The organism is Sideroxydans sp., assembly GCF_054604835.1.
In genome coordinates, this window is the sequence record NZ_JBTSFG010000002.1 from 184950 (window position 1) to 197339 (window position 12390).

12 protein-coding genes are annotated in these 12390 nt (G+C 59.5%); 2 read left to right on the forward strand and 10 right to left on the reverse strand.

Going from position 1 to position 12390, the window contains the following annotated elements; translation table 11 throughout:
* Together glmS and ACYCZ5_RS04225 are read left to right on the forward strand one after the other, a co-directional pair.
* Positions 1-1824 carry a glutamine--fructose-6-phosphate transaminase (isomerizing) gene (gene glmS / locus ACYCZ5_RS04220; protein ID WP_461543529.1) on the forward strand — a complete coding sequence of 608 codons (1824 nt, stop codon included), beginning with the start codon at positions 1-3 and terminating at the stop codon, positions 1822-1824.
* A 99-nt stretch (positions 1825-1923) separates the two neighbouring features.
* Positions 1924-2688 carry a ParA family protein gene (locus ACYCZ5_RS04225; RefSeq protein WP_461543530.1) on the forward strand — a complete coding sequence of 255 codons (765 nt, stop codon included), beginning with the start codon at positions 1924-1926 and terminating at the stop codon, positions 2686-2688.
* Here the strand turns inward: ACYCZ5_RS04225 and ubiB are convergent.
* The 10 genes from ubiB to ACYCZ5_RS04275 all read right to left on the reverse strand — a co-directional run bounded on the left by ubiB (position 2685) and on the right by ACYCZ5_RS04275 (position 12360).
* Positions 2685-4208 carry a ubiquinone biosynthesis regulatory protein kinase UbiB gene (ubiB, locus tag ACYCZ5_RS04230; RefSeq protein WP_461543813.1) on the reverse strand — a complete coding sequence of 508 codons (1524 nt, stop codon included), beginning with the start codon at positions 4206-4208 and terminating at the stop codon, positions 2685-2687. The two genes, ACYCZ5_RS04225 and ubiB, sit on opposite strands and share 4 nt — an antisense overlap.
* A gap of 61 nt (positions 4209-4269) precedes the next feature.
* Positions 4270-5109 carry a Tim44 domain-containing protein gene (locus tag ACYCZ5_RS04235; protein WP_461543531.1) on the reverse strand — a complete coding sequence of 280 codons (840 nt, stop codon included), beginning with the start codon at positions 5107-5109 and terminating at the stop codon, positions 4270-4272.
* 60 nt (positions 5110-5169) lie between these two features.
* Entirely contained in the window at positions 5170-5793 is a 624-nt protein-coding gene (locus ACYCZ5_RS04240) for an RluA family pseudouridine synthase (RefSeq protein ID WP_461543532.1), read from the reverse strand.
* Positions 5790-6548 (reverse strand): exodeoxyribonuclease III, encoded by a 759-nt coding sequence (gene xth / locus ACYCZ5_RS04245; RefSeq protein ID WP_461543533.1) that lies wholly within the window; start codon positions 6546-6548, stop codon positions 5790-5792. The genes ACYCZ5_RS04240 and xth overlap by 4 nt, the downstream gene beginning before the upstream one ends.
* A complete protein-coding gene (locus ACYCZ5_RS04250) occupies positions 6545-7036 on the reverse strand; it encodes a glutaredoxin family protein (protein ID WP_461543534.1) in 492 nt (163 codons plus the stop codon). Before ACYCZ5_RS04250 ends, xth begins: the two co-directional genes overlap by 4 nt.
* A gap of 12 nt (positions 7037-7048) precedes the next feature.
* Complete coding sequence (locus ACYCZ5_RS04255) at positions 7049-9088, reverse strand: M3 family metallopeptidase (RefSeq protein WP_461543535.1); 2040 nt, start codon at positions 9086-9088, stop codon at positions 7049-7051.
* A gap of 39 nt (positions 9089-9127) precedes the next feature.
* Entirely contained in the window at positions 9128-10402 is a 1275-nt protein-coding gene (locus ACYCZ5_RS04260) for a dihydroorotase (RefSeq protein ID WP_461543536.1), read from the reverse strand.
* Positions 10403-10404: 2 nt separating this feature from the next.
* The gene (locus ACYCZ5_RS04265; protein WP_461543537.1) at positions 10405-11355 is read right to left on the reverse strand and encodes an aspartate carbamoyltransferase catalytic subunit; all 951 of its coding nucleotides are present in this window, start codon (positions 11353-11355) and stop codon (positions 10405-10407) included.
* Positions 11352-11807, reverse strand: coding sequence for a Holliday junction resolvase RuvX (gene ruvX, locus ACYCZ5_RS04270; protein WP_461543538.1), 456 nt, complete (start codon positions 11805-11807; stop codon positions 11352-11354). The genes ACYCZ5_RS04265 and ruvX overlap by 4 nt, the downstream gene beginning before the upstream one ends.
* Positions 11800-12360, reverse strand: coding sequence for a YqgE/AlgH family protein (locus ACYCZ5_RS04275; protein ID WP_461543539.1), 561 nt, complete (start codon positions 12358-12360; stop codon positions 11800-11802). Before ACYCZ5_RS04275 ends, ruvX begins: the two co-directional genes overlap by 8 nt.
* Positions 12361-12390 lie beyond the last annotated feature (30 nt).

The window sequence follows — 12390 nt, forward strand, 5'->3', positions numbered from 1 at the left end:
ATGTGCGGAATCGTCGGAGCAGTCGCAAAACGCAACATCGTCCCAGTCTTGGTGAATGGTCTGTTACGCCTGGAATACCGTGGCTACGACTCAGCCGGCTTGGTAGTAGTGCATGAAGGTAAACTGGAGCGTGTGCGCAGTGCAGGCCGTGTTGCCGAACTGGGACAAAAGAGCGCGCATACCGTAGGTGAAGTCGGCATCGCACACACACGCTGGGCGACCCACGGCGTACCGAGCGAGCGCAACGCCCACCCGCATATGAGCCGCGAACTGATAGCCGTGGTGCACAACGGCATCATCGAGAACTACGAAGAACTACGGAGTGAGTTAACCGCGCAAGGCTACGAGTTCACCTCGGATACTGACACTGAAGTGATCGCACACTTGGTCCACAGTCATTACGCACAAGGAAGCCTGCTGGTTGCGACACAGATGGCACTGTCGCAGCTGGTTGGTGCTTATGCGATCGGCGTCATAGCGGCAGACAACCCGCACCAAATGGTCGCGGCTAGAAAGGGTAGTCCGCTACTACTTGGCGTAGGAGAGGGTGAACACTTTGTAGGTTCAGATATGTCGGCCCTGTTGCAGGTCACAAGGAACGTCGTGTATCTGGAAGAGGGCGATGTAGTCGAAGTGAGCGCAAACAGCTACCGTATATTCGATGCCGCAGGGGTGCGCGTACAACGGCAGGTCCATATCAGCGAGTTGGACAATGACAGCGTGGAGCTGGGTGAGTACCAGCACTACATGCAAAAAGAGATACATGAACAACCCCAGGCCTTGGCAGACACACTGGAATCGGTGTGCAACAGCCAGTCTCTGGTACCGGGGATCTTCGGGGCAGAAGCAAATGATATCTTTCCGCGTGTAGAGAACATCCTCATCCTAGCCTGCGGCACCAGCAACCACGCAGGGCAGGTCGCACGCTACTGGCTGGAGGAGATCGCCGGTATTCCGTGCAATGTGGAGATCGCCAGCGAATATCGCTATCGCACCAGCGTGGCAAATCCGAAGACACTGGTGGTTACCATCTCCCAATCGGGAGAGACTGCCGACACATTGGCCGCGCTCAATCACGCAAAGGCCACGGGCCATGGTTACACGCTGGCGATCTGCAACGTGCCGGAAAGCGCAATCATCCGCCAATCGAAGTTGCGATTCCTGACGCGCGCAGGGCCGGAGATCGGAGTGGCCTCAACCAAGGCGTTCACCACCCAGCTGGCAGGCTTGTTCCTGCTCACGCTGGTGATGGCGAAGGTGCGCGGGCGTCTGGATGAGACGCGCGAGCAACAATTCCTGCATGAACTGCGCCATCTTCCGGCCGCCATGCAGAAAGTTCTGGCATTGGAACCGGAGATCGCAGAGATGTCCAAGCACTTCGCGAACAAGCATCATGCCCTGTTCCTGGGACGCGGCATGCATTTCCCGATCGCGGCAGAAGGCGCACTCAAGCTCAAGGAGATCTCCTACATCCATGCAGAAGCTTACCCGGCAGGTGAATTGAAACATGGACCGTTGGCACTGGTGGACAAGGACATGCCAGTGGTGTCGGTCGCTCCCAATGACACATTGTTGGAAAAGCTCAAGTCGAACCTGCAGGAGGTCCGCGCGCGCGGAGGCGAGCTATTCGTCTTCGCCGATGCCAATACCCATATACATTCAAGTGAAGGCATACACATCCTGCAAATGCCGGAACACGCGGGCTTTCTCAGCCCTATTCTGCACACTGCCCCTTTGCAACTGTTGGCATATTACGTAGCACTGCAAAAGGGAACGGATGTGGACAAGCCTAGAAACCTCGCCAAATCCGTCACGGTGGAGTAACGCAGGACAACAATGGTGGCAAGGCGGAATTAAAGCTTTGACCACCCTTGACGATACTGTGGAAATCCAGCCTCCCGTATCATCGGAGAAAAACACAGCATGGCGACTATCGCCGTATTCAACCAAAAAGGTGGTGTTGGCAAGACCACGACCTGCCTCAACCTGACGGCAGCGTTATCGCTTGCCCAGCGCAGCCCGATCGCACTGGACATGGATCCGCAGGGACACCTGAGCCTGGCATCCGGCTTGCGTCATGGCACGACCCAACGGGACAGCATCGCCTCATTCTTTAGGGATGGCACGCCGTTGGCCAAACTGTTGTACGAAACCCCCGCCGGCTGGCAGCTGATACCCGCAACGCTGGAGCTTTCCAAGATCGATGCCATGTATGGCAACGACCCACAAGCCGCCAAGAAGCTGAAACAGGGATTGGCCGAGGAATTGGCGCTGACCGGTGCACCCATACTGATAGATTGCTGCCCCATGCTCGGTGTGTTGACGCTGAACGCGCTACTGGCGGCGGACAAGGTGCTGATACCGGTATCCCCGGATTTCCTGTCGCAGCATGGTGTGCACAGACTGGACAGCGCATTGAATGTGCTGGAAAAGAAACTGCAGCGTACATTCGAGCGACGCATCGTCGTCACGCGCTTCGATTCCCGTCGCAAGCTCTCGTTCGACATCTACGAAAAGCTCAAGCAACGATACGGTGACTTGGTATGCAAGACCCGCATCGGCGAGACGGTCGCGCTGGCGACTAGCCCGATGCATGGTCTGGATGTGTTCGCTTATGCGCCGAACAGTCCGGGGGCGGCGGACTACAGAGCGCTCGCCAAGGAACTGACCGAAACCGGCTTCATCTAGCCGAACTGAACGGACACGGCTAAAGCAAGCGCGGCTGCAAGCAAGGCGGCGATCAAGGACAACCAGCCGTTACGCATTCTCTGCTGCACGACCAATTCCAGCAACAAAGGTGCTGCATGTTCATAAGGCTCCTGCTTCAGGCGCTGATGGATCAGCCGGGGTAGCTCGGGGATCAAGGTGGCAAAACGTGGCGTTTCACGCTTGAGAGCTTGTAAGAACCCGCGCCATCCGATCTGTTCACTCATCCAGCGCTCCAGCCAAGGCTTGGCCGTTTTCCACAGGTCAAGCTCGGGATCGAGCTGCAGCCCCAGTCCTTCGATATTCAGCAGTGTCTTCTGCAGCAGGACCAATTGCGGCTGTATCTGGATACCGAAACGACGCGAGGTCTGGAACAAGCGCAACAGGATGCGGCCGAACGAGACTTCGCGCAGCGGCTTGTCGAAGATAGGCTCGCATACAGCCCGTATCGCCGACTCGAATTCATCGATGCGCGTGGAGGAAGGCGCCCAGCCCGATTCGATGTGCAACTCGGCCACGCGCCGGTAATCCCGGTTGAAGAAAGCGATGAAGTTGTGTGCCAAGTAATGCTTGTCGTTATCGGTCAGCGTGCCCATGATGCCAAAATCCAAAGCCACATAACGGCCATCGCGCGCGACCAGGATGTTGCCGGGATGCATGTCGGCATGGAAGAAGCCGTCACGGAACACCTGGGTGTAGAAGATCTCGACGCCATCGCTGGCCAGTTTGGAAATATCGATACCTGCCTCACGCAGCGCCGCGATCTGGCTGACAGGAATGCCCTGCATGCGCTGCATCACCATTACCTGTTCGCTGCACCAGTCCCAGTAGATCTCGGGCACAAGCAGCAAGGTCGCATCGATGAAATTGCGGCGCAACTGGCTGGCATTAGCCGCCTCGCGCATCAAATCCAGTTCGTCATGCAGTGTCTTTTCGAACTCGGCGACGACTTCCCTTGGCTTCAGACGCTTACCGTCTTCCCACAGCCGTTCGATGAGAGAAGCGGCGATGTCGAGCAAAGCGAGGTCATGTTCGATGATCTGCTGGATACCGGGCCGCAAGACTTTGACGGCGACCTCGCGCCCATCCGGAAGCACGGCGAAATGCACTTGGGCAACCGAGGCACTGGCGACCGGCAATTGATCGAAACTGGCGAACACGTCCTGCAAAGGTCTGCCGAAGGCAGATTCAAGCAAAGCCACAGCTACGGCGGAAGGGAAGGGAGGTACCTGATCCTGCAGGGATGCGAGTTCATCGGCGATATCGGTCGGGATAAGATCGCGCCGGGTCGACAACAACTGGCCGAACTTGACGAAGATGGGCCCCAGCGCTTCCAGTGCCAGCCTCAGTCGCAAGCCGCGCGGACGCTTGTTGTCACGGAAGAACAACAGCACATTGAGCGGGCGCAACAGCCAGCTGGTACGTTCATGCGCGAGAATGAATTCGTCCAAACCGAAGCGCAGGACGATGTAGATGATCTTGATCAGTCGAAAGAAACGCATCGCTAGAAATGAAAAGGGCACGGCCAAAGCGCCGTGCCCGTAAGTCTACTTCAGTTCATGCTCAGTTCTGCTGAATTCCGGCCAGCAACCAGACAGAATCGTCATCCTTCAGGTCCTTCTGCACGTGCCAGACTTCCTCGAAGTGTTCGGGCGCACCGTTGTTTTCGCGCAACTGGCCGCTCAGACGCACGCTGGCGATGGCGAGATCGTTCTCGGTTACGACTTCCAGCAATTCGGCATTCACGAAACCGACATCGGTCAGTTGTGCCTGATCGCCGCGTTCCTGCAACTGCATGCTGATCTCGGCGAACATCTCGGGTGTGGTGTATTCACGGATGTCGTTCAGATCCTTGCGGTCATTGGCCGCCTGCAGACGGATGAAAGACATCTTGGCGCTGCGCAGGAAGCTTTCCACCGGGAAGTCTGCCGGTATGTTCGCAGCTCGCTGCGGTACAGTATCGGCAGACACTTGGGTCGTGACGGGGGCTTGCTGAGGGGTAGCGCCAAAGTCAGGCCCGTTAGCGGCGTATTGCATCGCGGGTTGCTGTTTCTTGCGCAGCATCGAATACAGGAAGAAAGCACCCACGGCCAGCAAGATGATCAACAGCAACATGCCCATGCCTTCACCCAGTCCGAGGTGGGAGAACAGCGCCGCCAGACCCAGACCGGCTGCGATACCAGCCAGGGGGCCAAGCCACTTGTTGCCTTGTTTGGCGGGTGTCCCGGCAGCTTGCGCAGGACTGGCTTGCGTCGGCGCGGGTGCAGCCTGCTTCTGTGGCGCGCTCATGGTGCGTTGCTTGCCGAGGTTAACGCCGCCACCGAGGCGCTTGGCTTCGGCATGAGTCGAGATCAGGGTCAAACTGGTGAGCAGCAAGGTCAGGGCAACAGCGAAACGTTTCATGTGCATCCTTAAGATCGAGGTTGGAACAGGGCGCGCAGTATACCGTAGCGACCAGTGAATTTAGAACGAAGGCGCATGCTCAAAGGCCAGCAATTCCACACTTACTGGATGGTTAAAGCGCAGCAGGCAAGCATGCAGCAGCAAACGCGGCGCACTATGCTCATCGCCATACAGCGCATCGCCAAGGATAGGGTGGCCGAGGGCAGACAGATGCAAACGCAATTGGTGAGTGCGGCCGGTGACCGGCTCCAGCTCGACACGTGAGTGATCACCCTCCTGTTGCAGCAGCTGATAGCGTGTGAGCGAGGGCTTACCATACTCAACGTCGACACGTTGCAACGGGCGGTTCGGCCAGTCGGGCGCGATAGGCAGATCTATCTCGCCCCGGGGGTTTTCCAGCTTGCCCGTGCATACTGCGATGTAGCGTTTATCCATCTCGCGATGTTGAAACATCATCGACAATTTACGCTGCATCTCGGGACCGCGTGCGAACAGCATCAAGCCGGATGTGGCCATATCGAGTCGATGAACGACCAGGGAATCGGGGAACTGCTGTTGGAGGCGCGCAGAAAGACAATCCTGCTTATCCGCTCCGCGCCCGGGCACCGACAACAGGCCGGCAGGTTTGACAGCTACCAGCAGGTGCTCATCTGCGAACAGCAGTTCGACTGCGGGGGAGTTCAAGTGACGTCGGCCACCACAGGCGTGTGGTCGGAGGGGCGTTCCAGTTTGCGCGGTGCTTTGTCGATGTGGCAGCCCGTGCATTGCAGCGCAGCACTGATCAGGATGTGGTCGATGCGCATGCCCATGTTGCGGCGGAAAGCCATCATGCGGTAATCCCACCAGGAATAGAGCTTCTCACCTGATTCGAACAAACGGAACGCATCGCGCAGACCGAGGGCTAGCAGCCCCTGGAACGCATCGCGCTCCGGCGCGCTGCACAGCACCTTGTCCTTCCAGGCAATCGAATCGTAAACGTCGCGGTCATCGGGGGCGATGTTGTAGTCGCCCAACAGAGCCAGCTTGGGATACCTCTGCATCTCGTCCTTTAGCCAGACATGCAATGCAGCGAGCCAGCGCAGTTTGTAATCATATTTATCCGAGCCGACTTCCTGACCATTGGGGATGTAGACACAGATGACGCGCACACCGGCGATGGTCGCAGCGATCACGCGCTTCTGCTCATCCTCGAAGTTGGGGATGCCGACCTGCACATCGCTGGCCGCCTCACGGCTGAGGATGGCGACACCGTTATAAGTCTTCTGTCCGCTGTAGACACAATGGAAACCGGCCGCCTCGATATCCGCCAGCGGGAAGTTCTTGTCCTCAGTCTTGGTCTCTTGCAGGCACACCACATCCACCGGCGATGTAGCCTGCCAGTCGAGCAGGTGCGGCAGACGCACTTTGAGCGAGTTGACGTTCCAGGTAGCGATCTTCATCGGGCAGGTTGTACGACGCGCGGACGATAAGGCGCAGTCTTGGGATAACCGGAGAGATCCAGCTCCTTGTTCCATGCGGACTCAAGGAATCCCTTGAGGCGGGTGTTGCCGACAGTGAGCGAGGGGATCTCCAGTCCGCCGTTCGCCTGACGATAAGCCTCGACCTTTTCGGCTGTGTCCAGATTCTGCTCGGCGTAAGGGATGCCGCGCCTGCTCAGGAATGATTGGGCGTCGTTACAGGGCGCGCCACAGTTGGGGGCTACATACAAAGTCACAGGAAAGTTCTTCTGAGCGCGTTGCGTCTCATAGGGCAGGCTGACATCCGGTGTCGGGGGAGTACCAAGCTTCAGCTGTTCCACGTCATCGGTGCCGGGCAGCGGGCTGTCGCTGTAATGCACCTTGCCCTGACTATCCACGGAACGGTACAGCTCGGCTTGCGCATTGCCGGCCAGTGCACAGCACATGGCGAAGAGAATAAAAGCCCGCATGGCGACCTCCTGTTATTCGGTTTCGACCAGCCCATTATGCCGCAGCAGCGCGTCGATGGAAGGCGCGCGGCCGCGGAATGCGGTGAACGATTGCATCGCCGGCCGTGCGCCGCCGAAGGAAAGGATCTCGCTGCGGAAGCGGGCACCGATCTCCGGGTTGAGCACACCATGCTCTTCGAACAGGCTGTAGGCATCGGCCGACAACACCTCCGCCCACTTGTAGCTGTAATAACCCGCCGCATAGCCGCCGGCGAAGATGTGCGCGAAGCTCTGCGGGAAGCGGTGGAATTCGGGCGGGATCAGCACGGCCACCTCGGCACGCACTTCGTCCAGCAGCCGCAGGATGGATCTGCCTTCCCCGGGTTTGAAATTGCTGTGCATCAGCATGTCGAACAAGGCGAACTCGATCTGGCGCAAAGTGGCCAAGCCGCTCTGGAAGTTCTTGGCAGCCAGCATCTTGTCGTACAGCTCTCGCGGCAAGGGCTCGCCCGTGTCCACATGGCGCGTCATGTTCTGCAGCACGCCCCATTCCCAGCAGAAGTTCTCCATGAACTGGCTGGGTAACTCCACCGCATCCCATTCCACGCCGTTGATGCCGGACACGCCCAACTCCTCCACTTCCGTCAGCAGATGATGCAAGCCGTGGCCGAACTCGTGGAACAGCGTGTTCACCTCGTCGTGGGTGAACAGCGCGGGTTTGCCGCCGACCGGTGCGGAGAAGTTGCAGTTCATGTAGGCGACCGGTGTCTGGATCGTGCCATCGGCCAGACGGCGCCGAGTGATCACGTCGTCCATCCATGCACCGCCGCGCTTGCTGTTGCGCGCATACAGATCGAAGTAGAACTGGCCGACCAGCGCACCCTGATCGTCGCGGATGTCGAAGAAGCGTACGGATTCGTGCCATACCGGCGCACTGGCGTCCTGGATAGTCAGACCGTACAGCGTCTCCACCAGCTTGAACAAACCGCTCAACACGGCATCTTCGGGGAAGTACTGTTTCACTTCCTGCTCGGAGAAGGCATAGCGCTGTTCACGCAGCTTCTCGCTGGCGTAAGCGACATCCCATGAATGCAATTCGCTCAAACCCAATTCCTTGCTGGCGAAGGCACGCAGCTCGACCAGATCTTTCTCGGCGAAAGGGCGCGCACGCTGGGCCAGTTCGCGCATGAAGTCCGCGACCTGCTGCGGTGTTTCAGCCATCTTGGCTGCCAGCGACAGTTCGCCGTAGTTGGCAAAACCGAGCAGCTGCGCTTCTTCCGCACGCAGGGCTACGATCTCGTCCATCAGCGGCGTGTTGTCCCAGTCGTGCTTGCCGAATTCGGAAGCGCGCGTGGCATAGGCGCGGTAGATCTTTGCGCGCAGCTCGCGGTTGTCGGCGAATTGCATCACCGGCATATAAGAAGGTGCCTTCAAGGTGAACAGCCAGCCGGTCTTGCCCGCTGCTTCGGCGGCTTCGCGTGCGGTCTGCAACACATCTTCCGGCATGCCGCTCACTTCGCCGCGCTGCTCGACCACCAGCGTGAAATCGTTGGTCGCATCCAGCAGGTTGTCCGAGAAGCGCGAAGAGAGTTCACTCAGGCGCTCCTGCACTTGCATGTAACGCGCCTTCTTGTCCTCGGGCAGTTCGGCACCGCCCAGACGGAAGTCGCGCAATTCGTTCTCGATCACTTGTTTGCGTGCCGCGCTCAGCGTGGCGAACTCGGCGCTGGCGCGCAAAGCCTTGAACTTCTCGAACAGCGCCTGGTTTTGGCCGAGCTCCGCGTAATACTGGGTGATCTTGGGCAGTGTGCTGTTGTAAGCCTCACGCAGCTCGGGCGAGTTCATCACCGCGTTCAGATGACCCACAGGGCCCCAGGCGCGGGACAGGCGCTCGTTGGCATCTTCCATGGGGCGGACGAAAGCATCCCAGGTCGGCGGGATAGCGTCGGACAACTGACGCGTATTCAGCGCGCGATTCTCCGCCAGCAACTGATCGATGGCGGGTGCGACATGCTCGGGCTTGATCTCGGCAAAGCGCGGCAGACCGGATTGGTCGAGTAATGGATTGTTCATGATGTTCACGTAAAGAACGGCACGCCCGGATGGGCGCGCCTATTGTTGGAAAACGAGCTGCCCGTCCAGCAGGGTGTAGCGCACGCGGCCCTGCATCTCATAACCGTTGAACGGCGTGTTCTTGCCCTGACTGCGTAACGCGGCAGGTTCCACGCGCCAGTTGGCGGCGGGGTCGAAGATGCAGATGTCGGCATGCGCGCCCAGCGACAGGTGACCCATCTTCTGGCCCAATAATTTCGCCGGGTTGATGGTGATGCGCGACAGCGCATGCAGCAGCGGCACTTTCTCCTGTTCAGCCCACTTCAACACCAAAGTCAGCAACAGTTCCAGCCCGGTCGCCCCGGCCTCCGCTTCGGCGAACGGCAACAGCTTGGCATCGTCGTCCACCGGTGAATGGTTGGAGCAGATCGCATCGATGGTGCCGTCCAGCAGGCCGGCACGCAGCGCGGTGCGGTCACGCTGGCTGCGCAGCGGTGGCATCAGATGACAGTTGGCGTCGAAGTAGCCGATGTCCATCTCGGTCAGGTGCACATGGTTCATGGATACGTCGCAGGTGACGTTCAGTCCTTCCTGCTTGGCCGCACGGACCATGTCCACAGCGGCGGCACTGGACAGGCGGCAGATATGCAAAGTGACGCCGGTCTCCCGTGCCAGTTGCAGTGCGGTGGACAACGCGATGGTCTCGGCGATCACCGGGATGGGCGGCAAACCGAGCCGGGTAGCCACCTCGCCGTCATGCGCCACGCCGTTCTTGGCGAGGAAGCTGTCCTGCGGACGCAGCCACACGCGATAGCCGAAGGTCGCCGCATATTGCATGGCGCGCATCAGCACGCGGGTGTCGGTGAGCGGTGCATCGGCCTGGCTGAATGCCTTGCAACCGGCTTCGCTCAACTCGACCATCTCGGTCAGCTCAGCACCCTTCAGGCCATAGGTCAGCGCGCCCAGTGGGAACACGCGGCACTGATTGAGCGCGCGCGCGCGGTGCTTCAGCATCTCTACCAAGCCCGGCTCGTCCAGCGGCGGATCGGTATCGGGGGGGCAGGCCAGCGAGGTCACGCCGCCGGCAACGGCAGCGGCCATCTCGGATTCCAGCGTTGCTCGATATTCATAACCCGGCTCGCGCAGGCGCGCCGCCACATCGACCAGACCCGGCATCACGATCATGCCTGCGGCATCGATCACCTGTTCGGCGACAAAACCTTTGGGGGCTTTGCCGATAGCCGCGACGCGCCGGTCGACGATGAACAGATCCTGCTGTGCATCGAGCTGATTGCTGGGATCGATCAGGCGACCGTTCTTGATATGGATGTTCATGTTCAATTCCTCGCCAGCATGCTCATCACCGCCATGCGCACCGCGATGCCGAACGTCACCTGCGGCAAGATCACCGCCTGCGAACCGTCGGCCACGCTGGAGTCGATCTCTACACCGCGGTTCATCGGACCCGGATGCATCACGATGGCATTGTCCTTGGCCAGCGCCAGACGATCCTGGGTCAGGCCGTAGTATTTGAAATACTCCTGCGCCGAGGGCAGCAGCGCACCCTGCATGCGTTCGTTCTGCAGGCGCAACATCATCACCACATCCACGCCTCTCAGTCCCTCTTCCATGTCGTGGAAGACACGCACCCCCAGCTTGTCGACATGGCTAGGTAACAGTGTCTTGGGCGCTACCACGCGCACTTCCGGCACATCCAGTGTGGTCAGCGCGTGGATCTGCGAACGCGCCACACGCGAGTGCAGCACATCGCCGACGATAGCGACGGTCAGGTTGTGGAACTCTTTTTTGTAGTGGCGGATGGTGAACATGTCCAGCAGCGCCTGCGTCGGGTGAGCATGGCGCCCGTCGCCGGCATTGATCACGTGGATGTCCGGCGCGACATGCTTGGCGATCAGGTGCGCCGCGCCGCTGGTGGAATGGCGCACCACGAACATGTCGGCATGCATCGCGCACAGGTTGTCCACGGTATCGAGCAGGGTCTCGCCCTTGCTGGTGGAAGAAGAGCCGATATTGAGGTTGACCACGTCAGCCGACAGGCGCTTGGCCGCGATCTCGAAGGTGGTGCGGGTGCGGGTGCTGTTCTCGAAGAAGATGTTGAACACCGATTTGCCGTGCAGCAGCGGTACTTTGCGGATCTCGCTGCCGCCGTTCGGATTCACGAACTCGCCCGCCTGGTCGAGGATGTCGCGCAGGATGCGCGCGGGCAAGCCCTCGGTGGACAGCAGGTGCTGTAGTTCACCGTTCTTGTTCAACTGAGGATTATTCATGCATGGATCCCTGAGCTGGGTTCATCGAAATACGCTTGCAGTATCTGTTGCGCGGCATACTGATCGATCAGGGATTTCTGCTTCCTGCCGTGTATCCCTTCATCATCCAGTGCTGAACTCGCGGCGGCGGAAGTATACCGCTCATCCACCAGCAAAGTGGGCAAATTGAAACGCCCTTTGAGTCGATTGGCGAAGCGGCGGCAGTGGGCGGTCATCTCGTGCGGTGTGCCGTCGTCATTGCAGGGCAGGCCGACCACCAGTGCAACTGGTTGCCATTCCTGCAGCAGGTTGGCGATGGTGGCGAAGCGCACATCGTTCCTCTCATCGGCGATGGTAGTCAGCGGGCGCGCGGTGCCGGTGAGGGTGTTGCCGACCGCGATGCCGATGCGACGGGTACCGAAATCGAAAGCGAGCAGGGTGCCGGAATAGTTCGCGGTCACGCCCTCAGGCATGTCCGGCTTCCTCCGACAGGGTGGCGTAATCGACACCGAGTAGTGCCATGGCAGCCGTAAGGCGTTCCTCGGCCGGCAGGTCGAACAGGATGTGTTCGGTGGCGGGCACCGACAGCCAAGCGTTGTCGGCGATCTCCTGCTCCAGTTGGCCTTCCGACCAGCCGGCATAACCCAGCGTGATCAGCAGATGCTTGGGACCCTTGCCTTCGCCGACTGCCTGCAGGATGTCCTTGGAGGTGGTGAGGCTGACCCGGTCGTTCACTTGCAGCGTGGATTGCCATGCTTCGCCTGAGTCATGCAACACGAAGCCGCGGTCGGTCTGCACCGGGCCGCCGAAATGCACAGCCATGTCTTCCAGCTCGGACTGGGTCAGCGGCATGTTGATCTGGGCGAATAACTCGCTCAGGGTCAGGCTGATCGGGCGATTCACCACGATACCCATCGCGCCCTCGTCGTTGTGCTCGCATACATAGGTGAGCGACTTCGCGAAGAAAGGGTCGGTCATCGCCGGCATGGCGATGAGGAAGTGGTTGGTGAGGTCGATGTCGGACATGGCGGCATTGTAGCTATTGCCGCCGGCCTT

Bases quoted from the DNA above. Each gene is read 5' to 3' on its own strand.
- ACYCZ5_RS04260 (WP_461543536.1), bottom strand. From the start codon at position 10,402: ATGAACATCCATATCAAGAACGGTCGCCTGATCGATCCCAGCAATCAG.
- ubiB (WP_461543813.1), bottom strand. From the start codon at position 4,208: ATGCGTTTCTTTCGACTGATCAAGATCATCTACATCGTCCTGCGCTTC.
- ACYCZ5_RS04265 (WP_461543537.1), bottom strand. From the start codon at position 11,355: ATGAATAATCCTCAGTTGAACAAGAACGGTGAACTACAGCACCTGCTG.
- ACYCZ5_RS04275 (WP_461543539.1), bottom strand. From the start codon at position 12,360: ATGTCCGACATCGACCTCACCAACCACTTCCTCATCGCCATGCCGGCG.
- ACYCZ5_RS04235 (WP_461543531.1), bottom strand. From the start codon at position 5,109: ATGAAACGTTTCGCTGTTGCCCTGACCTTGCTGCTCACCAGTTTGACC.
- ruvX (WP_461543538.1), bottom strand. From the start codon at position 11,807: ATGCCTGAGGGCGTGACCGCGAACTATTCCGGCACCCTGCTCGCTTTC.
- ACYCZ5_RS04225 (WP_461543530.1), top strand. From the start codon at position 1,924: ATGGCGACTATCGCCGTATTCAACCAAAAAGGTGGTGTTGGCAAGACC.
- ACYCZ5_RS04250 (WP_461543534.1), bottom strand. From the start codon at position 7,036: ATGCGGGCTTTTATTCTCTTCGCCATGTGCTGTGCACTGGCCGGCAAT.
- glmS (WP_461543529.1), top strand. From the start codon at position 1: ATGTGCGGAATCGTCGGAGCAGTCGCAAAACGCAACATCGTCCCAGTC.
- ACYCZ5_RS04255 (WP_461543535.1), bottom strand. From the start codon at position 9,088: ATGAACAATCCATTACTCGACCAATCCGGTCTGCCGCGCTTTGCCGAG.
- xth (WP_461543533.1), bottom strand. From the start codon at position 6,548: ATGAAGATCGCTACCTGGAACGTCAACTCGCTCAAAGTGCGTCTGCCG.